Raw genomic sequence first — 22,079 nt, 5'->3', positions numbered from 1 at the left:
TGTAGGCCGGTCGTGCGCGCTCGAAAGGCGGACTGGCTGATGGCTTCCGCCCCGGCAGTTGCCTGCAGGCCGGTCGCGCGCTCGGAAGGCAGGGCCCGCCTGCGGTTACTTGCGCTTTGAGGTGGCGGGCTCGACCGGCTGCTGCGCGGGCTTGGTCGGCGGCAGGGCGGGCTTGGTCGGCGCTGCCGAATCCTGCCCGTTACCCGGGTTCCGCTTGCTCGGCTGAGGCAGCGGCGCGTGCGGCGAGGCGCCCTGACCGGATCCCGCGCCTCCGGCAGGCGCCGCCTGCTGCGCGGATGTCGCGCCGCCCGCGCTGGCCTGCTGCGCGGAAGCTGCCGAGGTCTGCGGTCCAGTGCTTCCCGCACTCGCCTGCTGTCCGGAACCGGTAGCGGTCTGCTGTCCGCCGCCCTGGGCACCCGTCGGCTGCGGGTTGGTTGCCGCCGCCTGCTGTCCCGCGCCTCCCGCGCTCGCCTGCTGTCCCGAAGGCGCCGAACTCTGCCGCCCACTCCCAGCCGAAGCCTGCTGCCCGATCCCGGGGGAAGGCTGCTGCCCGCCTACCTGCTGCGTGCTTCCAGCCGAGGCCGGTTGCCCGCTTGCCTGTTGCGCACCTTCAGCCGAGGCCTGCTGCCCGCTCCCACCGGAGGCCTGCTGCCCGCTCCCAGCGGCAGCCTGCTGTCCGCTTCCAGCCAGAGCCTGCTGCCCGCCGCCCGCGGTGCGTGCCGTCCCGGCGGCACTTGCGGTCGCACGTTGCTGCCCGGCCGCCGCCGAACCAGTGCCCGTGGGTGCCACCGGCTGGACCACCTTCGTCGGCTGGGCGAACGACAGCGCGCGGTCGCTGTCTGGAGTCGGGTTGGTGGGAGCGTCGACAGGGGCCGGCCTGGTCATGTCGACCACCGATTCCTCCCGCAGCGGGCTCAGCGACTGGTTGCTCCGCGCCAGCACCTCGTTCGCCTTGCGAAGTCGGGCCACGGCCTGCTCGCTGAGCGAGTTGAGGCGCTGCACCTTGCGGTTCGCCTCGTCCTCGCGCTGTTCCGCCGCTGCCGTCGCTTCGGACACCAGGCGCTTCGCCCGCGCAGTTGCTTCGTCGACGAGGCGCTTCGCCTCCGCCGTCGCCTCGGCGATGCGGCGTTCGGCCTGGTTCTTGCTCGCCGTCTGCTGGTCCGCGATGTGCTTCTCCAGCGCCGCCCGCTGCGCCGCCATCGACGACTCGAACTCGTGCTCGATCGTGCGCCGCTTGCGTTCCGCTTCGATGTCCAGCGCGGTCCGGCGTCGAGCCGCTTCCGTCGTCAGCTTCTGCACCTCGAGCTTCGTCGCGTCGAGTGCGTTCTTGTGCTCGGCCTCCAACGCCTCCGCGTGCGACTCCAACGCGCTGATCAGCTTCTGGTACCGCTCCCGCAGCCTGCTCGACATGTCCGTGCTGGACGCCCAGTGCTCTTCGGCCGCGACCTGCGCCCGGCTCACGATCTCCTCGGCGCGCGCGTTCGCCAGTTCGACCGTGCGCTGCATCCGCTCGTCGAGGTCCTCGATCCGCTCCGGCGGCCGCTTCAGCTCCTCGACCCGGTTGCGCAACCGCTGGATCTCGCCCCGCGCGCTCTCCAGTTCCCGCGACAGCGTGTTCGCCTGGACCATCGCCGCGTCCCGATCGGCCATGACCCGCCGCAGGTGCGACTCGACGTGGTCCAGGTACTGCAACACCTGGCCGCGGTCGAAACCGTGCCACACCTGGTTGTAGTCACGCTTCAGCGGGAGCAGGGCGTTGTCGCGCTCGGGAACCATGTCAAAGAAGGTACCCGCGCACGCCGTGTTAACGCCGTCAGGTCAGTGCGTGTCCGCGCCGGAGCTCTCACCCGTTCGTGGCCTCCAGTGTGGACTCACCAGTGGAAGCCGCGTGTCAGCTTGATCAACCGCGTGGCGGCCTTCGACAAATGGCGTTCCCCCTTCCCGAGCTTGATCTCGCCCGTGCCTCCGGCCGCGGCCGAGTCGGGGAAAATGCGGAACCCCTCGTAGGCCACGGCATCCACCAGCCCCGGCAGGAACGTGTACGCCGCCTGGATCAGGTACCCCTCGGGAGTACCGATGTGCTTCGGTCGTTCCTTGAGCGCCCTGACCACCATGTCCGCCGCCTGGCTGGGGGATTTGGTGGGGAAGGCGTCGTAGATCTTCGTGGGCCGGATCATCGGCGTGCGCACCAATGGCATGTGGATCGTGGTGAACGTGATGCCGTCACCGTGGGTCTCGGTCGCCGCGATCTTGCTGAAGTAGTCCAGCGCCGCCTTCGACGCCACGTAGGCGGAGAAGCGGGGCGCGATCCCCTGCACGCCGATGGACGAGACGTTGACGATGTGCCCGAACTTGCGCTCCGACATGTGAGGCAGCACCGCCAGGATGAGCCGCACGGCGCCGAAGTAGTTGATGGCCATCGCGCGCTCGTAGTCGTGGAACCGGTCGTAGGAGAGCTTGATCGACCGGCGGATCGAGCGCCCCGCGTTGTTGACGACCATGTCGATCCGGCCGTGCTCGTCGAGGATCTGCTTGACGAGCTTCGTCACCGACTCCGGGTCGGTGAGGTCCGCCGGGTACACCGAGGCGCTGCCGCCCGCTGCGATAATCTCGTCGCGTACTTCCTCCAGCTCGTGCTGCCGTCGCGCGACCAGCAAGGGCACCGCCCCCTCGGCCGCGACCTTCAGCGCCGTCGCTCGCCCGATGCCCGAGGACGCGCCGGTGATGATGATGCGCCGGCCGTCGAGCTCGCCGCGGCTGCCGTGTACCCGCGCGCGGAACGGATCGAGGTGTTCGCGCCAGTACCGCCACAACACGTCCGCGTAATCCTCGAGCCGCGGCACCTCCACCCCGCTGCCCGCAAGTTCCTTTCGAGTCGCGGCGGATGCGAACACCGACGGGAACGCGATCATCTCCAGCAGCACGGGCGGAATGCCGAGGCGGGCGAGGAAGCCGTCGCGTACCAGGGACACTCCAGGCACGTGCTCGCTGAGCTTCACCAGTCGGAGGATGCCCTTGGACACTCGCTCGTCGAGCTGCACGTTGATCGTCGGTGCGCCGGCCGCGCGGGCGAAGGCGTTGTAGACCGACACCACCGGCTGCGGTTCGGGGCTGACGAGGTGGAACGTGCACCCGTCGAGGTTCGGCTTGGTCACCAGCGCGACGAGTGCCTTCGCGACGTAGTCGACCGGGACGATGTTGGTGTCCCCGAGATCCGGACCGACGAGCGGCACGTTAGGCAGCCGGTTGAGCTTGTCGATGGCGGTGAACAGGTAGTAGGGACCATCCACTTTGTCCATCTCGCCGGTCTCGGAGTGCCCGACCACGATCGCCGGCCGGTAGACCCGCCACGGCACCTCGTGCTGGTGGCGCACGAGCCGCTCGGCCTCGAACTTCGTCCGGTGGTAGGCACTGGGCAGGCGCTGGCCGACGTCGAACATGTCCTCGGTGAAGACGCCCTCGTGGTCACCCGCGACCGCGACGGACGACACGTGGTGCAGACAACCGACCCTCAGGTCGGCGGCGAGGTCGAGCACTGTGCGCGTCCCGTCCACATTGGCCCGGATACTGGCTTCGTCGTCGGCGGTGATGTCGTACAGCGCGGCGAGGTGCACCAGGTGGTCGACGCGGCCGCGCAGCTTGTCCCGCACCTCGTCGTCGACCCCCAGCCGTTCCATCGACAGGTCGCCGGTCACCAGCGTTACCTTCTCCGGATGCGGCCACGTGGAGATGAGGTTCTCGAGCCGCTCGCGCGAGGACGCGCGCACCAGGAGCTGGACGTGCTCGGTGTCGTCCCGGTCGAGCAGGAGCCGGGTGAAGTGACGACCGATCAGGCCGGTCGCGCCGGTCACGAGATAGCCGGGCATCTGGCCACCCTTCGTCGCTTGCGTGCAGAACCTGTGGGCATTGTGCTCGCCCTGTCGGGTGAGAACCACCGTCACGCCCCGCTGTTACCTGATCAGCCCTGTAACGGGCGGATGATCTCGTCGACCACCCACTGCGCGACCCCCGCGGCATACGGGGCGCGCAGCCCCAGCACGACGTGGCCCACGCCGACTTCGGCGAGCGCTTCGACCGTCTTCCGGGTGGCCGCAGGCTCCTCGTAGGAGACGATGCACTGCACCGAGCGTTCGATCTCCGCGGGATCGCGGCCGAGGTCGTGGCAGTACTGGTCGAGCTTTCGCGAGCGCTCCGCGACGAACTCCACGGTGTTGTGCGGCGGGCCGGGGACGTTCCAGATGTCGGCCTGCTCGGCGACCAGTCGCAGCATCCGATCACCCCAGCCACCGAGCAGCAACGGTGGGGCCGGCTGCTGGACCGGTTTGGGCTGATTGCGGTTGCCCTGCACCTTGTAGTACTGACCGGAGAAGTCGAAGACGTCCTCGGTCCACATCCGCCTGATGATTTCGATCGTCTCCGCGAGCCGCGCGATGCCTTCCCCGGGCGGCACGAGCGAAAGGCCGTAGGCCGCGTACTCCGCTATCGCCGGGTTCTGGCCGGAGATACCGCCGGCTCCGGCTGGTTGATGGGTGCCGCCCACGCCGAGACCCATGACGAGCCTGCCCCCGGAGATGACGTCGACGGTGGTGGCGATCTTGCCCAGTACCGCGGGCGCGCGGACTCGGGCACTGGTCACGAGCAGACCAAGGCGGAGGCGCTCGGTCTGGGCGGCCAGTGCGGACAGCAGCGTCCAGCCCTCCAGCACCTGGCCGTCAGGTGGCCCGGCCAACGGCAGGAAGTGGTCCCATAACCACGCGTCGTCGATCTCCCGCAGTCCGTCGGCCTCCTGCCACACACGCCGGATCTCTTCGTACCCCACGTGCATGGGGCTTGTCTTGATGCCGAATCTCATGTCGTCACTGTAGCAGATAATCAGTGGTGCTGACCATCAGTTCGTCTGGTATAGTTCTGGGCATGCTGGAGTCGCCTCCTGAACCGTTGCTTTCGCGGGTGGGTTACCTGCTGAAACACGCCCAACTGCGGTTGAGTGCGGCGATCGCGGAAGCGCTTGCGCCGTTCGGGATCGACGGGCGGGGGTTGGCCGTCCTGCTCGTGCTTTCGACGGAGTACCCGATGTCGCAGCTGGAGGCCGCGGGCCGGCTGAACGTGGACCGCACCACGATGGTGGCGCTGATCGATGGATTGGAGGACAAGGGTTACGTCGTTCGTCGGCGCAGCACTGAGGATCGCCGCAAGAATGTCGTGGAGCTGACTGATTCGGGCCGGGATTGTCTGCACCGGGCCGAGGAAGCGCGGGCGCGGGTGGAGCGCCGCTTCCTCGCGCCGATCGGGCAGGAAGGTGCGGACCGGCTGATCCGCGACCTGCAGGTACTGCTGACCAGTGGCGACGTGGAAGGGGGAGGTGATCGCGAGGAGGCTTGAGTGGGGTGCGCGTGGAAGCGGGGGGCGGCGGAGTTGCGCGGGTGAAGGGGTGCTTGGGAGGGAGTTGCTGGGGATCGGGGCGAGTGATGGGGGCTTGCCAGGCGACTGGGGTGATTGGTGCGGGCTGCTGGGGGTGGCCGGCGTGGCTGGCATGGGGCCGGGTGGGTGGCCGGGGTGCGTGGGAGAGGGCTGCGGGGCGCGGATGAATGGCAGGGGCTACCGCGGTGACCGGCGTGAACGACGCCGCGCTGCTGGGTCGCTGGCGTCCGGCGGGGAGTAACCGGGTGGCCGAGATGGCCTGGCGGGGTACCTGGGGTGAGGCCGCTGACTGAGCGGTGGGGCTTGGAGTTGGCCGTGGGTGGGCAGTGTGGGGCCGCCGGGCTGTGGGTGAGGTGGCGGCTGGTCGGGTGGTGAGACGTGGGCTGGGCGCGGGCGGCCTCGCCGGTGGGCAGTAGCGTCCGGTGGGCCGTTGGCGGAATTCGGTAAAGTTTTCTTTACTCGACGGGAACTGCTCGGCGGCCTCCGCCGTTGAACCCGATGCAGGTGCCAGGAGATCCAGGAGGATCAAGGTGCGTTCCACAAGCAACCCCGCGTTCCGTCGCTTGCCCGTGGGCAACGGCGCGGGCTACGGCCAGTACGGGCCGAACGTAGGCTTCAACCAGCCGCAGGGCGGTATTCCCGGCTACGGTGCCCCGCAGGCGCCCGCCGGTGCGGGCGACCGCCCGATGACGGTGGACGACGTCGTCATCAAGACCGGGCTCTCCCTCGCTACCGCGCTCGTCACAGGCATTCTCACGGCGATCTGGGCCCAGGGGCAGGCCGACGCCAGGGCGCTGGGCCCGGTGCTCGGCGTGATGCTGGTCGCCATGCTCGTCGGCTTCGGGCTGTCGCTGGTGATGATCTTCCGGCAGAAGCCCAGCGGTCCGATGACGCTGCTGTACTCGGCGGCCGAAGGTGTGTTCCTCGGAGCGATCACCGGCCTGTTCGAGATGATCTACCCGGGGATCGCGCTGCAGGCCATCCTCGGCACCGCGGGCGTGTTCATCGCGATGCTGGTGGTCTACAAGACCGGCGCGGTGAAGGTGACGCCGAAGCTCACCAAGTGGATCATCGGCGCCACCGCGGGTGTCGTCATCCTGATGCTCGCCAACCTGCTGCTCTCGCTGTTCGGCGTGAACATGGGGCTGCGGGACGGCGGTGCGCTGGCGATCATCTTCAGCCTCGTGGTGATCGGCATCGCGGCGTTCAACTTCCTGCTCGACTTCGACATGGCCGACCGGATGATCCGCGAAGGCATGCCCTCGAAGTGGGCCTGGTTCGCCGCCTTCGGCCTGATGACCACGCTGGTGTGGCTGTACCTCGAGATCCTGCGGCTGCTGTCGTACCTGCAGAACGACTGACGTTCCCACCCCTCAGAGGCAGAGGACGCTCGGTGACCGACCGAGCGTCCTCTGTTGTTTTTCCGGTGAATTCGGCTGTTCCTGCCTGCCGCTGCGATCACGCAGTGTTAGATGCGGAGGTAACGAACTCGTTTTTCACCTTTGTGAGGTTTGTGTGAGCGTTCCCCCGCAGTCGGGGTCCGAGAACCAGCCGAATCCCTCGGCGCCGCAGTCCGGCGCCAACCCCTATGCGGCGCCAGGCGGGCAGCAGCCGGATCCTGGGCAGCCGTTCGGCCAGCAGGCGCCGGGGCAGCAGTCCGGCGGCCAGCCCTTCGGGCAGCAGCCGCCTGGCCAGGTGCCTCCCGCCCAGCAGCCCGGAGCCCCGTTGCCCGGTGGTTACGTCCCGGGCGGACAAGCCTCTGGTGGGCAGGTCACCGGCAGCCAGGTCCCAGGTGGGCAGATTTCGGGTGGACAGGCCCCTGGCGGTCAGGTTTCGGGGGGCCAGGCCTCCGGTGATCACCTTCCCGGCGGCCAGGGGTCCGGCAGTCAGGTTCCCGGTGGTCAGGTTCCGGGGGGTCAGGTCCCTGGCGGCCAGGCCTTCGGTGGGCAGGTCACCGGCAGCCAGATCCCCGGCGGCCAGCAGGCCGGAGGCCACGGCCCCGCCGGACAGGTTCCCGGCGGCCAGCTTCCTCCCGGCCAGCCGTACGGGCCTCCGCCGGGGCAGCCCGTGGGCTACCCGCCCGCGCCCGGGGCGTTCGGGCCGCCGCCCGGCGTGCCGGTCGAGCCGCGGAAGCGGAGCAAGCTGTTCTGGCTCCGGTTCGCGATCCCGGTGGTCGTGCTGGTCGTCGCCGCGCTGGGCGTGTTCGGCGTGTTCAAGTCCGATGTGGACCGTGCCGCGGTGGGCGACTGCCTGAACGTCAAGGAGTTCAAGGACAGGGTCGAGCCCGCGAAGGTGGACTGCGGCGACCAGGCCGCGAACGTCAAGGTCGGCGTGCGGCTGGACGACGACAACGCCAGCTGCCCGGCCGGCGACTACGATGAATACTCCGTCAGCGGTCGCGGCTCGTACAAGCTCTGCCTCATGCTCAACGCCCGCGAAGGTGAGTGCCTCGCCAACTTCTCCAGCCTCACCCAGGGCTACAAGCGGGTGAACTGCGGAGACCCGGCGGCCGAGGTCAAGATCGTGCGGGTGGCCGACGGCAAGGCGGACGACTCCGCCTGCCAGGGGACCGACGCCCGCGCCGCGATCACGTACTCCCAGCCCGCGACGACCGTCTGCCTGGCCGAGAGCACCCCGGCGTGACGTCGCTGGGGCACCCGCGGGGAGGTGCCCCACTGGCGGGACGCCAGCTCAGCCGGTGGGGCACCTGCGGGGAGGTGCCCCACCGGGTGGTCGTCAGCTGAGGTGATGCGGCAGCTGCGGGGAAGCGGTCCATCGACGAGACGTCAGGTGGGGTGCCGGGGCGCTTGCGGGGAAGCGGCCGACCGATGGGACGCCTGGTCAGATGGTGCGGCACCTGCGGAAACCGCCCCAGCGACCGGGCGCCCAGCCGAGGTACCGGGGCACCTCCCGAGGAAACCGCCCCCCGACCGGACGCCCAGCCGACGTGCCGGGGTACCCCGAGGAAACCGCCCCGCCGGCCGGACGCCCAGCCGACGTGCCGGGGCACCCCCCGCCGGGAGGTGCCCCACCGCACCTCAGCTCAGGCGCTCCAGCACCATCGCCATGCCCTGGCCGCCTCCGACGCACATCGTCTCCAGGCCCCACTGCTTGTCGTGGTGCTGCAGGGAGTTGATGAGCGTCGACGTGATGCGGGCGCCGGTCATGCCGAACGGGTGGCCGACCGCGATCGCGCCGCCGTTGACGTTCAGCTTCTCGATGTCGATCCCGAGGTCCTTGTACGACGGGATGACCTGCGCCGCGAACGCCTCGTTGATCTCCACCAGGTCGATGTCGTCGATCGTCAGGCCGGCCTTCGCCAGCGCCTTCTTCGACGCCTCGACCGGGCCGTACCCCATGATCTCCGGCGACAGGCCCGACACCCCGGTCGACACGACGCGCGCGAGCGGCGTCAGGCCCAGTTCCTTCGCCTTCGTGTCGGACATGACCACCAGCGCCGCCGCACCGTCGTTGAGGGGGCAGCAGTTGCCCGCCGTGACGCGGCCGTCCGGGCGGAACACCGGCTTGAGCCCGGACACGCCCTCCAGCGTCACCCCCGGGCGGGGACCGTCGTCCTTGCTGACGACCGTGCCGTCCGGCAGCGTGACCGGCGTGATGTCCTTCGCCCAGAAACCGTCCGCGATGGCCTTCTCGGCGAGGTTCTGCGACCGCACCCCGAACTCGTCCATCTCCTCGCGCGACACGTTCTTCAGCCGCGCCAGGTTCTCCGCCGTCTGGCCCATCGCGATGTAGACGTCGGGCACCTGGCCGTTCTCACGCGGGTCCACCCACGTGTCGCTGCCCTCGGCGGCCGTCTTGGCGGTGCGGGCCTCGGCCTCGGCGAACAGCGGGTTGTGCGTGTCGGGCCACGAGTCCGAGCTGCCTTTCGAGAACCGCGACACCGTCTCGACACCCGCCGAGATGAACACGTCACCTTCGCCGGCCTTGATGGCGTGCAGCGCCATCCGCGTGGTCTGCAGGCTCGACGAGCAGTACCGCGTCACGGTGCAGCCGGGCAGGTGGTCGTAACCCAGCTCGACGGCCACCGCGCGGCCCATGTTGAACCCCTGCTCGCCGCCCGGCAGGCCGCAGCCGAGCATCAGGTCGTCGATGTCCTTCGGGTCCAGCTGGGGGACCTTGTCGAGGGCGGCGCGGATCATCTGGACGACCAGGTCGTCCGGCCGCATGCTCACCAGTGAGCCCTTGTTCGCGCGCCCGATGGGCGAGCGGGCGGTCGACACGATGACGGCTTCCGGCATGGCGGGACACTCCTTCGGGTCGGGCTAAGCGCGTGCTTACCCATATCCTGCCCGTTTCCCCTGTGCGGGCAAACCCCAACGCGACGGGGACCACGTAGCCTGACACCCGTGGAGTACTACGAGCACGTCGTCGATCTCGTCGGCAACACCCCGCTGGTCAAGTTGAACGCGCTCACCGAAGGGCTGCAGCCGCTCGTGCTGGCCAAGGTCGAGTACCTCAACCCCGGTGGCAGTGTGAAGGACCGCATCGCGCTGCGCATGGTCGAGGCCGCCGAGGCGTCCGGGCAGCTCAAGCCGGGTGGCACGATCGTCGAACCGACCTCCGGCAACACCGGGGTCGGGCTGGCGATGGTCGCCCAGCGCAAGGGCTACCAGTGCGTGTTCGTGTGCCCGGACAAGGTCAGCGAGGACAAGCGCAACGTCCTCAAGGCCTACGGCGCCCGCGTCGTGGTCTGCCCGACGGCCGTGCCGCCGGAGCACCCCGACTCCTACTACTCGGTCTCCGACCGGCTGGTGCAGGAGATCGAGGGCGCCTGGAAGCCCAACCAGTACGCGAACCCGGAGAACCCGGCGAGCCACTACCACTCGACGGGCCCGGAGATCTGGCGGCAGACCGAAGGCCGCATCACGCACTTCGTCGCCGGCGTCGGCACGGGCGGCACGATCTCCGGCACCGGCCGCTACCTCAAGGAGGTCTCCGACGGGAAGGTCGCCGTCGTCGGCGCCGACCCGGAGGGCTCGGTGTACTCGGGCGGAACCGGCCGGCCGTACCTCGTGGAGGGCGTCGGCGAGGATTTCTGGCCCGAGACCTACGACCGGAACATCGCCGACGAGATCATCGCGGTCTCGGACGCGGAGTCCTTCGACATCACGCGCCGCCTCGCGCTGGAAGAGGGGCTGCTCGTAGGCGGCTCGTGCGGGATGGCGGTCGCGGCGGCGCTGCGGCTGGCCAAGCGGCTCGGCCCGGACGACGTCGTGGTGGTGCTGCTGCCCGACGGCGGCCGCGGCTACCTCGGCAAGGTGTTCAACGACCAGTGGATGTCGTCGTTCGGCTTCCTCTCGCCCGACACCTCGGGCGCCACGGTCGGCGACGTGCTGCGGGCGAAGACCGGAGCGCTGCCGGACCTCGTGCACACGCACCCGAACGAGACCGTGGCCGAGGCCGTCGCGATCCTGTCGGAGTTCGGCGTGAGCCAGATGCCCGTGGTGAGCGCGGAACCGCCGGTGATGGCCGCCGAGGTCGTCGGGTCCGTCATCGAGAGGGACCTGATCGAGGCGCTGTTCACCGGCAAGGCCAACCTCGCCGACCGGCTGGAGCAGCACATGTCACCGCCGCTGCCGACGATCGGCGCCAGCGAGCAGGTCGGGGCCGCGATGAAAGCGCTTTCGGGCGCGGACGGGGCGCTCGTGCTGCTGGACGGCAAGCCGGCGGGTGTGGTGACCCGGCACGATTTGCTGGGATTCCTCGCGGGCCGGCGCGGGTAGATTTATCGTCCTTTTCGTCCGGGGCGTTACGAGCACCGCACCCGGCCATCCGATAGCGTGTGCCGCCAGAGCACATCCAGCCTTATCAAGGGGGTTACAGGCCCACATGAGCGCTCCGCAGCCGCCGAACCAGCCTTGGGGTGGCGGGCAACAGCCGCCTCAGGGACCGCCGAGCGGTCCCCAGCCGCAACAAGACAGTCCTTTCGGCTCGTCGGAGCCGACCCAGGTGGTGCAGCCCGGTCAGCAGCCGGGCGGCCAGTTCGGCGAGACCCCGGAGCCGACGCAGGTCGTGCAGCCCGGCCAGCCCGCCGAGCAGGGCGAAGGCGGCGGGGGTGCCGCGAACACCGGCGAGCAGGGTGCCTCGGAGTCGACCCAGCTGGTGCCCCCTGGCGTGCAGCCGCCCCCTTCGATCCCGTACGCCCCGCCGCCGAGCGCGGCCGACAACCCCGGTGCCTTCGGTCAGCAGCCGGGCGGCTTCGGCCAGCCGGGTGGCTTCGGGCAGCCGCCGCAGGGCTTCGGCCAGCAGCAGCCGGGTCCGTACGGCCAGCCGCCGCAGGGCTTCGGCCAGCCGGGCGGGTTCGGCGGTCCGCCGCCGGGTTACGGCTCGCCGTACGGCGCGCCCGCCGGTGGCGGCGGCAACCAGCAGCAGCTGTTCGGCTGGATCGCCGCGGGCATCGTCGGCGTGCTCGGCCTGATCGGCGCCATCCTCGCCTTCACCATGATGGGTGACCTGGGTGGCAGCGGGTCGAGTGACGCCGTGGCGCAGTGCGAGGCGCAGATCCGGCAGATGGGCGGCGACCCGAGCCTGTGCCAGCAGGCGGCGGACTCGGCCAGCTCGGACTCGGACGGGCAGGTGACCCAGGCCTGGATCTACGTCATCCTGATGGCGCTCGGCGGCCTCGCCGGCGTCGCCGGTGCGGTGCTGCTGTTCCTGAAGAACAAGCTTTCGTCGTACCTGGTCCTCGCCGGTGGTGCGCTGCTGTTCATCGGTGCGCTCATCTTCCTGATCGCGCTGGGCAGCGGCTGGACCCGGGTGGTGTTCGAGCTGATCTTCGGCATCGTGCTCGCCGCGGTCGGGGTGCTGGCGGTGCTGCCCGCGACGGCGCAGTACGTCGGCCTCGGTGGTCCGTCCGGTCCCGGCGGTGGACCCGGCGGCTTCGGCGGTCCGCCCGCGGGCGGTTTCCCCGGCCAGCAGCAGCCCGGTCCGTACGGCCAGCCCGCTCAGCCCAACCCCTACGGTCCGCCGAGCGGCGGCTTCGGCCAGCCGGCGCCGTACGGTCAGCAGCCGGGCGGGCAGGCGCCCGCCAGCGGCGGGTTCCCGCAGCCGCCGAACCCCTACGGGCAGCAGCCCGGTCCGTACGGGCAGCCCGGGCAGCCCGGCCCCTACGGCCAGCCGCCCCAGCAGCCCGGCCAGCCGCCGCAGCAGCCCTGGTGACCGGCTGAAACCACTCCGATGCCCCCGGCTACCGCAGCCGGGGGCATCGTCGTCCCCGTCCCCGGAACGCTGCCCCGAACGGACCTCCCGCCGCTAGAGTGTGCGCACCAGCCAGCGCTCGCCATGTGGGGGCACCGTGTCCGACCCGCGCAGTCACCCGGCTCCCGAGCGGCGGCCGAAAGCGACGACGGCGGTGCTCGCCGGGCTCGTCGGGCTGGTGCTCGCCGGGGTGCTCGGCTACCTGCCCGCCGAGTGGTTCATCGACTTCGGGCTCGCCGACCTGCCCAGCCGCACGCAACTCGTGCTCGGCCTGTACCTCCTCGCCGCGGTGCTGCTGCTCCTCGGCGGGCTCGTCACGCTGTTCCGCGTGTTCACTGGCGGCGTGTTGTTGCTGCTCGGCGCGCTCGCCGCGATCGGAGCCGTCGTCGGCGAACCCCTGCTGCTGTTCCCCGGGCAGTTCTCCCAGTTCTTCACGTCGATGTTCCAGTTCGTGCCGGACCAGGCGTTCGTGCGGGTCGCCGCGGCGGTCGGCGGACCGGTCCTGCTGGTGTTGTGCGCGGTCCCGGCGACGTTCCGCTACCTCCGGCACCCGGAGCGCAGCGCCTCCCGGCCGGGCTGGTAGGCCATGCGCATGGACGATCGACCTTCCCGCGGCGGCGCCACCGGCATCCCGGCCGCGATCCTCGCCCTGCTCGGCGGCATCTTTCACCTGATCGGTGTCGCCGGTGGGGCGGTGATGCTCGCGGGGGACGACGACCTGGGCCGGGCCCTGCTCACGTTCCTGCTGCACGTCGTCGTCGCGGCCGTGTTGATCACGGGCGGGGTGGGGCTGATTCTCGCCAAACCGTTCGGCCGCGTGTGCACCATCGCCGGGGCGGTCCTCGCGTTGCTGTTGTACGTATCGGTGCTGGTACTGGGCGCGCTCGGGGTCTACTTCCTCGGGCTGGCCGACCGCACGCTGCCGCTCGGGTACCTCGCGTTGCTGTGCCTGCCGGCGGTCGTGACGCTCGTGCTGGCGAGCCTGCGGCCCACCGCACGGTGGGTCACGAGTGGTTGGTCGTAGCCTGGGCCGTATGGCTGACGAAATCTCCCGGTTCGGCTTCGAGACGCGTGCGATTCACGCTGGTCAGGAGCCCGACCCGCGGACCGGTGCGGTAATCGTGCCGATCTACCAGACCTCGACCTACGCGCAGGACGGCGTCGGCGGCACCCGCGAGGGGGACTACGAGTACTCCCGGACCGCGAACCCGACGCGGACGGCGCTGGAGCAGCAGCTCGCGTCGCTCGAAGGGGCTCGTCACGGGCTCGCGTTCGCGTCCGGGATGGCGGCCACCGACGCGGTGTTGCGCACAACGCTGCGGCCGGGTGACCACCTCGTGCTCGGCAACGACGCCTACGGCGGCACGTTCCGGCTGATCGACAAGGTGCTGACGAACTGGGGCCTGCGCTACACGGTCGCGAACCTGGCCGACATCGACGCCGTGCGTGCCGCGGTCGAGGACGACACGAAGCTCATCTGGTGCGAGACGCCCAGCAACCCGCTGCTCGGCATCGCCGACATTCCCGCGCTGGCGGGCGTCGCACATGCGGCGGGTGCGCGGCTGGTCGTCGACAACACCTTCGCCACGCCGTACCTGCAGACGCCGCTCTCCCTGGGCGCGGACGTCGTCGTGCACTCGACGACGAAGTACCTCGGCGGCCACTCCGACGTCGTGGGCGGCGCGGTGCTGACGAACGAGGACGAGCTGCGGGACCAGCTGTTCTTCCTGCGCAACGGCGCGGGTGCGGTGCCGGGGGCGTTCGACGCGTGGCTCACGTTGCGCGGGGCGAAGACGCTGGCCGTGCGCATGGAACGGCACTGCGACAACGCGGAACGGGTCGTCGAGATGCTGGCCGCTCACCCGAAGGTCGCGGAGGTCTACTACCCGGGGCTGGAGACGCACCCGGGCCACGAGACCGCGGCGAAGCAGATGCGCCGGTTCGGCGGGATGGTCTCGTTCCGGCACGCCGACGGGGAGCAGGCCGCCCTGGACGTCGCGTCGCGGACGAAGCTGTTCATCCTCGCGGAATCGCTCGGCGGGATCGAGTCGCTGATCGAGCACCCGGGCCGCATGACGCACGCGAGCGTGGCGGGCTCGATGCTCCAGGTGCCCGCGGACCTGCTGCGCCTGTCCGTCGGCATCGAGGACGGCCGCGACCTGGTGGAGGACCTGCGCGAAGCGCTGGGCTGACGCAGCCTTCTGTACCGACCGGTTCTTAACTGCTACGGGCTATTCAGTACCGACCGGTACTGAATAGAACCGGAGGCAGCGCATGGGCCAGCTCGCAGGCAAGACCGCCGTCGTGACCGGTGGCGGAACCGGGATCGGACTGGCCACCGCGCTCCGGCTGGCGGCCGAGGGCGCACACGTGTTCGTCACCGGCCGCCGCAAGACCGAGCTCGACGCGGCAGTGGAGACGATCGGTGCCGCCGGGGCCACCGCAGTCGCGGGCGACGTCACGAACCCGGCCGACCTGGACCGCCTGTACGACGCCGTTCGTGCCCGCGGCCGTGGTCTGGACGTGGTGTTCGCGAACGCCGCCTGGGCCTCGCTCGCGACCTTGGAGCAGGTCAACGCGATCTCGCCGGGACCGATCGACACCCCCGGGATCACGAGCCTCTTCGGCGAGGACAAGGCTCCCGACGTCAAGGCGCGCCTGGGTGCGGGCGTCGCGATGGGCCGGATGGGGCGGCCGGAGGAGGTCGCCGCGTTCGTGCGTTCCTCGCCTCCGAGGAGAGCAGTTACGTCTTCGGCGCCAACCTGTACGTCGACGGCGGGGCAAACCAGGTCTAAGGCCGGTAGTTGTTGTACTCGGCGATCTGCCCGGAGGTGTGCTGCGTGACGCGCATCTGCTCCAGCTCGGAGCCGTCCACGCAGCCACCCACCAGTTCGATGTGGTTGTCGTGGCGGATGTACTGCGCCGGGTCACCGCAGGAGGCGCGGTCGACGGTGTAGAACGCGGCGCCCGTGAGCGCCAGTGCCGAGGTGACCGCCGCGACCAGAGGCAGCGCCCCGGCCGAACGAGTGGACCGGCGTGGCACGCCGTCCGTTTCGCTCCGCCTTCGCATCGTTACTCCCTGATTCCCGTCCCGGCCGGCTCCAGGGTACCGAAAGCGCCCGGCCGGGGGTGGCATGATCCCGGTTATGCGTTTGGTGCCCGTGGACCGGATCGAGGAGGCGCGCCGCCTCCTCGAAGGGGTCGTCCGGATGACCCCGATGGAACACGCACGGGACCTGGAAACGGTTCACGGCACGCCGGTGCACCTCAAGTGCGAGAACCTCCAGCGCACCGGTTCCTTCAAGATCCGGGGCGCCTACACGCGGATTTCCGGGCTGACGGCGGAAGAACGCGGCCGGGGCGTGGTCGCCGCGAGCGCGGGGAACCACGCGCAGGGGGTAGCCCTCGCGGCGTCGTTGCTGGGCATCAAGTCGACGGTCTTCATGCCCACGCGGGTGCCGCTGCCCAAGCTCGCGGCCACGCGCGGCTACGGCGCGGACGTCCACCTGCACGGCGACCTGTTCGACGAGACCCTCGCCGAGGCGATCGCCTTCGCCCAGCACAGCGGGGCGGTGTTCATCCACCCCTTCGACCACGAGGACGTCATCGCCGGGCAGGGCACCGTCGGGCTGGAGGTGCTGGAGCAGGTGCCCGACGTGGGCACGGTCCTGGTGCCGGCGGGCGGGGGCGGGCTGGTGGCCGGGATCGCGGCGGCGGTCAAGGCGCGGCGCCCGGACACGCGGGTCGTCGGCGTGCAGGCCGAGGGCGCGGCGGCGTACCCCGGTTCCCTCCTCGCGGGCAAGCCCGTCCGGCTGGCCGAATCGTCGACGATGGCGGACGGGATCGCGGTCGGCGAACCCGGCGCGCTCACGTTCGAGCACGTCCAGGCGCTGGTCGACGACGTCGTCACGGTGACGGAGGAGTCGCTGTCGCGTGCGCTGCTGCTGTGCCTGGAACGGCGCAAGCTCGTCGTCGAACCCGCCGGCGCCGCCGCCGTCGCGGCGTTGCTGCAGTACCCCGGGGAGTTCACCGGGCCGATCGTCGGCGTGCTGTCCGGCGGCAACGTCGACCCGCTGCTGTTGCTGCAGATCATCCAGCACGGCATGACCGCGGGCGGCCGCTACCTCGCGCTGCGGCTGCGCGTTCCGGACCGGCCCGGCGTGCTCGCGTCGGTGCTGTCGCGGATCAGCGAACTGGGCGCGAACGTGCTGGACGTCGAGCACTCCCGGATCTCCGGCGCGCTCGCGCTCGGCGAGGTCGAGGTCGCGCTGAAGCTGGAGACCCGCGGCCCCGAGCACTGCGCCGAGGTCACGGCCCAACTCGAACGCGCGGGCTACACGCTCGCGCTCGAACAGACCTCGTAGGGACACCGACGTGGACGCACTCGACGCGAAACTGCTGCTCCTGCTCACCGACGCGCCCCGGCTCGGGGTGCTGGAATGCGCGCGCCGGCTCGGCGTCGCGCGCGGGACCGTGCAGGCCAGGCTCGACCGGCTGACCGAGCAGGGTGTGCTGGGCGGTTTCCCGCCCGAGGTCGACATGGCGGCGATCGGCTACGGGCTCACCGCGTTCGCCGTCATCGAGATCGCGCAGGGCAGCCGGACCGAGGTCGCGGCGGGGCTCGCCGCCATCGACCAGGTCTGCGAGGCGCACGCGACCACCGGCCAGGGTGACCTATTCGTGCGGATGGTCGCCAAGGACCACGAGGACCTGCAGCACGTGATCGACCAGGTGGTGGGGCTGCCCGGCGTGCGCCGCACCAACACGTCGCTCGCGCTGACCACGCCGATCCCGCTGCGGGTGCGGCCGCTGCTGGAGCGCATCGCCTACGGCGGCTCCTGACCCCGCGGACGACGAACGGCCGGCGTCCCCGGGAGCGGGAACGCCGGCCGTCCGCAGGTCGTCAGCCGCTGTAGGGGACCGCCTTGAGCAGCGTCACCTTCTGCGTCTTGCCGTTGGGCAGGTCGTACTCACGCGACTCGCCCTCCTTCGCGCCCAGCAGTGCCTTGCCCAGCGGCGACTCGGGGGAGTACACGTCGAGCGCGCCCTCGGCGCCCTCCTCCCGGGTGGCGAGCAGGAACTGCTCCTCGTCGTCATCGCCCTCGTAGCGGACGGTCAGCACCATGCCCGGCTCCGCGATGCCGTCGTTGGCGGGCGGCTCGCCCACCTTCGCGGAGCGCAGCAGCTCCTGCAGGTGGCGGATGCGGGCCTCGGCCTGGCCCTGCTCCTCGCGGGCGGCGTGGTAGCCCCCGTTCTCCTTGAGGTCGCCCTCTTCCCTGCTGTCGTTGATCCTCGCGGCGATGACCGGACGATTCTCGATCAGTTCGTCGAGCTCGTGCTTGAGCCTGTCGAAGGCTTCCTGCGTCAGCCAGGTCACCTGGGTGTCGCTCACGGCCACCATCTCCTCGTCGTGCCTGCCGGGCATGGGTATACAAGCCGGCGGCCCCACCGGGGACGCCGGCGAGGCTGGAATAAAGGAAAAACACGGCCCGTTCGGGCCGTGCCGGTAGACCAGGATAGCACGTGAGGGGGACCGGCGACCGGCCGTTTCGGCGGTCAGCGGGCGTTCGGCGAGGGTTTCACCCCGTTGGCCGCTAGCTGCTTGACAAGTACGACGGTACGTCGTAGGAGCAGCCGAACACGTCCGCGGTGACCGGCCGGTCGATGCTCCGGACGACGGTGGTCTGCCTGCTGTGGTTCTCGCCCGGCGGGATGTAGACCTCTTTCCGCCCGCTTTCGGCACCGGAGAGGTCCCGCAGCCGGACGATGCACACGCCGGCCCGGTCCGGGTCGTCGCGCGTGACGTTGATGGTGATGGACATCGCGTTGCCCGGCTGCTCGTCGAACGCGACGCGGTCGGCCTCGATGGGCGCCGGCCCGAGGTTGACGTAGGCCACCCAGGCGACCACGACACCCGCGACGAGGGCCACCGCGACGAACAACCACCGCCGCCAGCGGGGTGGCGTCGTGCCGCGGGCCTTGCCGTAACGGCCCTCGGGCAGCGCGCGCGTCGTCAAACCCGGGCCTCCTGATCCGAACTGTCGTACCCCCGGGGACAATGGGGGTGGGTCGAGTATCCGTCAGGTCCGGAATAGCGGTGCAGAAGGGGTCGTTGCAGGCATGGTGAACTCTGTTGAACGGATTTCCGAACCGGGTTCCGGCCTGCGGCTGATGGCCGTGCACGCCCACCCAGACGACGAATCGAGCAAGGGCGCCGCCACGATGGCCAAGTACGTGGCCGAGGGCGCCGAGGTGATGGTCGTCAGCTGCACCGGCGGCGAGGCGGGCAGTGTCCTCAACCCCGCGATGGACCGGCCCGAGGTGCGGGAGAACATGGCGCAGCTGCGCCGCGAGGAGATGGCGCGCGCCGCCGAGATCCTGGGCATCAAGCACCACTGGCTCGGTTTCATCGACTCCGGCCTGCCCGAGGGTGACCCGCTGCCGCCGCTGCCGGAGGGTTCCTTCGCGACGGTGCCGCTGGAGGAGCCGGTGCGCGAGCTGGTCATGGTGATGCGCGAGTTCCGCCCGCACGTCGTGCTGACCTACGACGAGAACGGCGGCTACCCGCACCCCGACCACATCCGCACGCACGAGGTGTCGGTCGCGGCGTTCGACGCGGTCGCCGAGCCGGACCGGTTCCCCGAGGCCGGTGAGCCGTGGCAGCCGCTGAAGCTGTACTACATGCACGGCTTCTCGCGGCAGAAGATGCAGCTGTTCCACGACGCGCTGACCGAGGCCGGCCTGGAGTCGCCGTACGCCGAGTGGCTCGAGAAGTGGGACCCGGACCGCGCCGACGTGATGGAGCGGGTCACCACGCGCATCGAGTGCGCCGACTACTTCAAGATCCGTGACGAGGCGCTCAAGGCGCACGCCACGCAGATCGACCCGAACAGCCGCTGGTTCGCCGTGCCGCTGGAGATCCAGCGCCGCGTGTGGCCGACGGAGGAGTACGAGCTGGTCCGCTCTCTTGTGGACAGCACCCTGCCGGAGGACGATTTGTTCGCCGGGGTGAGGGAGAAGGTGACGACGGCATGACTTTCGCTTTGCCAGGCGCGGGCCCGGTCGAGACGACCGCGCTCGTCCTGGCGCAGCAGCCGGGCAACGGTGACAACGGCGGCCAGGGGGAGGACTTCGGCAAGTCCTCCCCGGTGGGTTTCCTGCTCCTGCTGATCTTCCTGGTCGCGGTGGCGTTCCTCGTGCGCTCGATGACCAAGCACCTGAAGCGGGTGCCGGCGAGCTTCGACAAGGAGGAGCCCGCCGAGGAGGAGAAGCCGGAGGCCGAGGCGAAGCAGCCGGAGAAGAGCGAAAGCTCCTGACCCCGCGCGGCCGGCCGGTCCGTGACACCCTGGGGGCATGGCCAACCGACTAGCCGCTGCCACGAGCCCGTACCTGCTCCAGCACGCCGAGAACCCGGTGGACTGGTGGCCGTGGAGCGCCGAGGCGCTCGCCGAGGCCCGCCGCCGGGACGTGCCGATCCTGCTCTCCGTCGGGTACGCGGCCTGTCACTGGTGCCACGTCATGGCCCACGAATCGTTCGAGGACGCCGAAACCGCGCGCCTGATGAACGAGAACTTCGTCAACATCAAGGTGGACCGCGAGGAACGCCCGGACATCGACGCCGTCTACATGACCGCGACGCAGGCCATGACCGGGCACGGCGGCTGGCCGATGACGTGTTTCCTCACCCCCGACGGCGAGCCGTTCCACTGCGGCACCTACTACCCTCCCCAGCCCCGGCCGGGCATGCCGTCGTTCCAGCACCTGCTGGTCGCCGTCGCGCAGGCGTGGCAGGAGCGCCGTGACGAGCTGAAGGCGGGCGCCGGCCAGATCGTCGAGCAGCTGGCGAAGCAGACCGGGCCGCTGCCGGGTGCCGCCGTCGACGAGCGGGTGCTCGCCGAGGCCGTGGAGAAGCTCGACGCGGAAGCCGACCACGAGCGCGGCGGGTTCGGCGGGGCGCCGAAGTTCCCGCCGTCGATGACGCTGGAATTCCTGCTGCGCCACCACGAACGCACCGGTTCGGCGACAGCACTGTCCCTTGTGGAGGAATGCGCCGACGCGATGTCGCGCGGTGGCATGTACGACCAGCTCGCCGGTGGCTTCGCGCGGTACTCGGTGGACGCGGACTGGGTCGTGCCGCACTTCGAAAAGATGTTGTACGACAACGCTTTGCTGCTGCGGGTGTACGCGCACCTGGCGCGGCTGACCGGGTCCGCCCGCGCGCTCGCGGTGGCCAGGACGACGGGCGAGTTCCTGCTCGACCAGCTCGGTACCGAGGAGGGCGGGTTCGCCGCCTCGCTCGACGCGGACACGCTCGGCGAGGAAGGGCTGACGTACGTCTGGACGCCGCAGCAGCTGCGGGAGGTGCTGGGCGAGGACGACGCGGAGTGGGCGGCCTCGCTGTTCGAGGTGACCGAGACCGGGACCTTCGAGCACGGCAGGTCGGTGCTGCAGCTGCGCCGCGACCCCGACGACCCGGAGCGGTTCGAGCGCGTGCGTGCGGCGTTGCTCGCCGCCCGCGGCCTCAGGCCGCAGCCGGGCCGCGACGACAAGGTGATCGCCTCCTGGAACGGGCTGGCGATCACGGCGTTGTGCGAGGCGGGAGCGGCGCTGAACGAACCGCGCTGGATCGAGGCGGCGGACCGGGCGGCGAGCGCGATCCTCGACCTGCACGTGCTCGACGGGCGTTTGCGCCGCAGCTCCCGCGGCGGACAGGTCGGTGAGGCGGCCGGGGTGCTGGAGGACTACGCGTGCCTGGCCGACGGCCTGCTCGCACTGCACCAGGCGACCGGTGACCCGCGCTGGCTCGACGAAGCCGTGCAGCTGCTGGACGTCGCGTTGGCGAGGTTCGCGTCCGACGCACCAGGCGCCTACCACGACACGGCCGATGACGCGGAAACGTTGGTGCAGCGGCCTTCCGACCCCACGGACAACGCCAGCCCGTCGGGCGCCTCGGCGCTCGCGGGCGCGCTCGTCACGGCCTCGGTCCTCGTCGGCCCCGAGCGCTCGGCGCGGTACCGGGAGGCGGCCGAGGCGGCGCTGAACCGGGCGGGCCAGCTCGTCGCGAAGGTGCCGCGGTTCGCGGGGCACTGGCTTTCGGTGGCCGAGGCGCTCGTCACGGGCCCGGTTCAGGTGGCCGTCGTCGGGCTCGACCCCGAGGCGTGGTCGGAGCTGCGGACCACGGCGGCGCAGCTCGTGCACGGCGGCGGCGTGGTGCTGGCGGGTCAGCCGGACAGCGCGCCGTTGCTGGCCGACCGCCCGCTCGTGGAGGGGGCCGCGGCCGCGTACGTGTGCCGGGGTTACGTGTGCGAGCGCCCGGTGACGACGCCTGACGAACTGGAGGCGGCGCTAGGGCGTGTCTGACAATGATTTCGGTTGTTGGCTGGGATGCTTCCGGGTGTGTCGCGGTTTCGGTTGTTGTCGGATGAGCAGTGGGCGTTGAT

The 22,079-nt window shown here is 70.6% G+C and carries 21 protein-coding genes; 14 read left to right on the top strand and 7 right to left on the bottom strand.

Annotated elements, in window-relative coordinates; translation table 11 throughout:
• Positions 1 to 105: 105 nt before the first annotated feature.
• From BMZ92_RS38495 to BMZ92_RS35405, 3 genes are all read right to left on the bottom strand, one after another.
• Positions 106 to 1,776: a cell division protein DivIVA gene (locus BMZ92_RS38495; RefSeq protein WP_245783448.1), complete on the bottom strand. Its 1,671-nt coding sequence runs from the start codon at positions 1,774 to 1,776 to the stop codon at positions 106 to 108.
• Between the two features lie 95 nt (positions 1,777 to 1,871).
• Complete coding sequence (locus BMZ92_RS35410) at positions 1,872 to 3,866, bottom strand: SDR family oxidoreductase (RefSeq protein WP_091516933.1); 1,995 nt, start codon at positions 3,864 to 3,866, stop codon at positions 1,872 to 1,874.
• A 92-nt stretch (positions 3,867 to 3,958) separates the two neighbouring features.
• The gene (locus BMZ92_RS35405) at positions 3,959 to 4,852 is read right to left on the bottom strand and encodes an LLM class flavin-dependent oxidoreductase (RefSeq protein ID WP_218153615.1); all 894 of its coding nucleotides are present in this window, start codon (positions 4,850 to 4,852) and stop codon (positions 3,959 to 3,961) included.
• 62 nt (positions 4,853 to 4,914) lie between these two features.
• On the opposite strand from BMZ92_RS35405, the gene BMZ92_RS35400 reads away from it, so the two are divergent.
• The 3 genes from BMZ92_RS35400 (at position 4,915) to BMZ92_RS35385 (ending at position 8,064) form a co-directional block, all read left to right on the top strand.
• A complete protein-coding gene (locus BMZ92_RS35400; protein ID WP_091516929.1) occupies positions 4,915 to 5,382 on the top strand; it encodes a MarR family winged helix-turn-helix transcriptional regulator in 468 nt (155 codons plus the stop codon).
• Between the two features lie 569 nt (positions 5,383 to 5,951).
• Positions 5,952 to 6,782: a Bax inhibitor-1/YccA family protein gene (locus BMZ92_RS35395; RefSeq protein WP_091516927.1), complete on the top strand. Its 831-nt coding sequence runs from the start codon at positions 5,952 to 5,954 to the stop codon at positions 6,780 to 6,782.
• Positions 6,783 to 7,488: 706 nt separating this feature from the next.
• Positions 7,489 to 8,064, top strand: coding sequence for an LppU/SCO3897 family protein (locus BMZ92_RS35385; RefSeq protein WP_091516922.1), 576 nt, complete (start codon positions 7,489 to 7,491; stop codon positions 8,062 to 8,064).
• A 395-nt stretch (positions 8,065 to 8,459) separates the two neighbouring features.
• Here the strand turns inward: BMZ92_RS35385 and BMZ92_RS35380 are convergent, their stop codons facing one another.
• Positions 8,460 to 9,680 carry an acetyl-CoA C-acetyltransferase gene (locus BMZ92_RS35380; RefSeq protein ID WP_091516920.1) on the bottom strand — a complete coding sequence of 407 codons (1,221 nt, stop codon included), beginning with the start codon at positions 9,678 to 9,680 and terminating at the stop codon, positions 8,460 to 8,462.
• Between the two features lie 108 nt (positions 9,681 to 9,788).
• Here BMZ92_RS35380 and BMZ92_RS35375 point away from each other — a divergent pair, with 108 nt between their 5' ends.
• The 6 genes from BMZ92_RS35375 (at position 9,789) to BMZ92_RS35350 (ending at position 15,483) form a co-directional block, all read left to right on the top strand.
• On the top strand, positions 9,789 to 11,165 hold the full coding sequence (locus BMZ92_RS35375) for a cystathionine beta-synthase (RefSeq protein ID WP_091516918.1): 1,377 nt from the start codon (positions 9,789 to 9,791) through the stop codon (positions 11,163 to 11,165).
• Between the two features lie 106 nt (positions 11,166 to 11,271).
• Positions 11,272 to 12,600 (top strand): hypothetical protein, encoded by a 1,329-nt coding sequence (locus tag BMZ92_RS35370; protein ID WP_091516916.1) that lies wholly within the window; start codon positions 11,272 to 11,274, stop codon positions 12,598 to 12,600.
• A gap of 136 nt (positions 12,601 to 12,736) precedes the next feature.
• Positions 12,737 to 13,222: a hypothetical protein gene (locus BMZ92_RS35365; protein ID WP_091516914.1), complete on the top strand. Its 486-nt coding sequence runs from the start codon at positions 12,737 to 12,739 to the stop codon at positions 13,220 to 13,222.
• A 9-nt stretch (positions 13,223 to 13,231) separates the two neighbouring features.
• On the top strand, positions 13,232 to 13,663 hold the full coding sequence (locus tag BMZ92_RS35360; protein WP_177229014.1) for a hypothetical protein: 432 nt from the start codon (positions 13,232 to 13,234) through the stop codon (positions 13,661 to 13,663).
• A gap of 10 nt (positions 13,664 to 13,673) precedes the next feature.
• Complete coding sequence (locus BMZ92_RS35355) at positions 13,674 to 14,831, top strand: cystathionine gamma-synthase (protein WP_091516910.1); 1,158 nt, start codon at positions 13,674 to 13,676, stop codon at positions 14,829 to 14,831.
• 82 nt (positions 14,832 to 14,913) lie between these two features.
• The gene (locus BMZ92_RS35350) at positions 14,914 to 15,483 is read left to right on the top strand and encodes an SDR family oxidoreductase (RefSeq protein WP_342743536.1); all 570 of its coding nucleotides are present in this window, start codon (positions 14,914 to 14,916) and stop codon (positions 15,481 to 15,483) included.
• Here the strand turns inward: BMZ92_RS35350 and BMZ92_RS35345 are convergent.
• Positions 15,431 to 15,709, bottom strand: coding sequence for a hypothetical protein (locus tag BMZ92_RS35345; RefSeq protein ID WP_091516907.1), 279 nt, complete (start codon positions 15,707 to 15,709; stop codon positions 15,431 to 15,433). The genes BMZ92_RS35350 and BMZ92_RS35345 overlap by 53 nt on opposite strands.
• Positions 15,710 to 15,785: 76 nt before the next feature.
• Between BMZ92_RS35345 and ilvA the strand changes: the two genes are divergently transcribed.
• Positions 15,786 to 17,003 carry a threonine ammonia-lyase gene (ilvA, locus tag BMZ92_RS35340; protein WP_091516905.1) on the top strand — a complete coding sequence of 406 codons (1,218 nt, stop codon included), beginning with the start codon at positions 15,786 to 15,788 and terminating at the stop codon, positions 17,001 to 17,003.
• A 10-nt stretch (positions 17,004 to 17,013) separates the two neighbouring features.
• Complete coding sequence (locus BMZ92_RS35335; protein ID WP_091516903.1) at positions 17,014 to 17,481, top strand: Lrp/AsnC family transcriptional regulator; 468 nt, start codon at positions 17,014 to 17,016, stop codon at positions 17,479 to 17,481.
• A gap of 61 nt (positions 17,482 to 17,542) precedes the next feature.
• Here BMZ92_RS35335 and greA read toward each other — a convergent pair whose 3' ends face one another.
• Positions 17,543 to 18,040: a transcription elongation factor GreA gene (gene greA, locus BMZ92_RS35330; protein WP_091516958.1), complete on the bottom strand. Its 498-nt coding sequence runs from the start codon at positions 18,038 to 18,040 to the stop codon at positions 17,543 to 17,545.
• 193 nt (positions 18,041 to 18,233) lie between these two features.
• Positions 18,234 to 18,656: a DUF4307 domain-containing protein gene (locus BMZ92_RS35325; protein WP_091516900.1), complete on the bottom strand. Its 423-nt coding sequence runs from the start codon at positions 18,654 to 18,656 to the stop codon at positions 18,234 to 18,236.
• Positions 18,657 to 18,759: 103 nt separating this feature from the next.
• Here BMZ92_RS35325 and mca point away from each other — a divergent pair, with 103 nt between their 5' ends.
• Genes mca through BMZ92_RS35310 form a run of 3 tightly spaced genes read left to right on the top strand, consistent with a single transcriptional unit; the run spans position 18,760 to position 21,999 of the window.
• On the top strand, positions 18,760 to 19,674 hold the full coding sequence (mca, locus tag BMZ92_RS35320) for a mycothiol conjugate amidase Mca (protein ID WP_091516897.1): 915 nt from the start codon (positions 18,760 to 18,762) through the stop codon (positions 19,672 to 19,674).
• Positions 19,671 to 19,955 (top strand): hypothetical protein, encoded by a 285-nt coding sequence (locus tag BMZ92_RS35315; RefSeq protein ID WP_091516894.1) that lies wholly within the window; start codon positions 19,671 to 19,673, stop codon positions 19,953 to 19,955. Before mca ends, BMZ92_RS35315 begins: the two co-directional genes overlap by 4 nt.
• Before the next feature lie 37 nt (positions 19,956 to 19,992).
• Positions 19,993 to 21,999: a thioredoxin domain-containing protein gene (locus tag BMZ92_RS35310; RefSeq protein WP_091516891.1), complete on the top strand. Its 2,007-nt coding sequence runs from the start codon at positions 19,993 to 19,995 to the stop codon at positions 21,997 to 21,999.
• The last annotated feature ends 80 nt before the right edge of the window (positions 22,000 to 22,079 follow it).

This window comes from Amycolatopsis sacchari (assembly GCF_900114035.1).
GTDB lineage: Bacteria > Actinomycetota > Actinomycetes > Mycobacteriales > Pseudonocardiaceae > Amycolatopsis_E > Amycolatopsis_E sacchari.
Note: the sequence above shows the minus strand (reverse complement) of the source record. Positions and strands in the feature narration are given on the sequence as shown.

Coding starts and splice junctions, on each gene's coding strand:
- BMZ92_RS35315 (WP_091516894.1), top strand. CDS start 19,671: ATGACTTTCGCTTTGCCAGGCGCGGGCCCGGTCGAGACGACCGCGCTC.
- BMZ92_RS35370 (WP_091516916.1), top strand. CDS start 11,272: ATGAGCGCTCCGCAGCCGCCGAACCAGCCTTGGGGTGGCGGGCAACAG.
- ilvA (WP_091516905.1), top strand. CDS start 15,786: ATGCGTTTGGTGCCCGTGGACCGGATCGAGGAGGCGCGCCGCCTCCTC.
- BMZ92_RS35345 (WP_091516907.1), bottom strand. CDS start 15,709: ATGCGAAGGCGGAGCGAAACGGACGGCGTGCCACGCCGGTCCACTCGT.
- BMZ92_RS35360 (WP_177229014.1), top strand. CDS start 13,232: ATGGACGATCGACCTTCCCGCGGCGGCGCCACCGGCATCCCGGCCGCG.
- BMZ92_RS35355 (WP_091516910.1), top strand. CDS start 13,674: ATGGCTGACGAAATCTCCCGGTTCGGCTTCGAGACGCGTGCGATTCAC.
- BMZ92_RS35380 (WP_091516920.1), bottom strand. CDS start 9,680: ATGCCGGAAGCCGTCATCGTGTCGACCGCCCGCTCGCCCATCGGGCGC.
- BMZ92_RS35350 (WP_342743536.1), top strand. CDS start 14,914: ATGGGCCAGCTCGCAGGCAAGACCGCCGTCGTGACCGGTGGCGGAACC.
- BMZ92_RS35310 (WP_091516891.1), top strand. CDS start 19,993: ATGGCCAACCGACTAGCCGCTGCCACGAGCCCGTACCTGCTCCAGCAC.
- greA (WP_091516958.1), bottom strand. CDS start 18,040: ATGGTGGCCGTGAGCGACACCCAGGTGACCTGGCTGACGCAGGAAGCC.
- BMZ92_RS35400 (WP_091516929.1), top strand. CDS start 4,915: ATGCTGGAGTCGCCTCCTGAACCGTTGCTTTCGCGGGTGGGTTACCTG.
- mca (WP_091516897.1), top strand. CDS start 18,760: ATGGTGAACTCTGTTGAACGGATTTCCGAACCGGGTTCCGGCCTGCGG.
- BMZ92_RS38495 (WP_245783448.1), bottom strand. CDS start 1,776: ATGGTTCCCGAGCGCGACAACGCCCTGCTCCCGCTGAAGCGTGACTAC.
- BMZ92_RS35410 (WP_091516933.1), bottom strand. CDS start 3,866: ATGCCCGGCTATCTCGTGACCGGCGCGACCGGCCTGATCGGTCGTCAC.
- BMZ92_RS35405 (WP_218153615.1), bottom strand. CDS start 4,852: ATGAGATTCGGCATCAAGACAAGCCCCATGCACGTGGGGTACGAAGAG.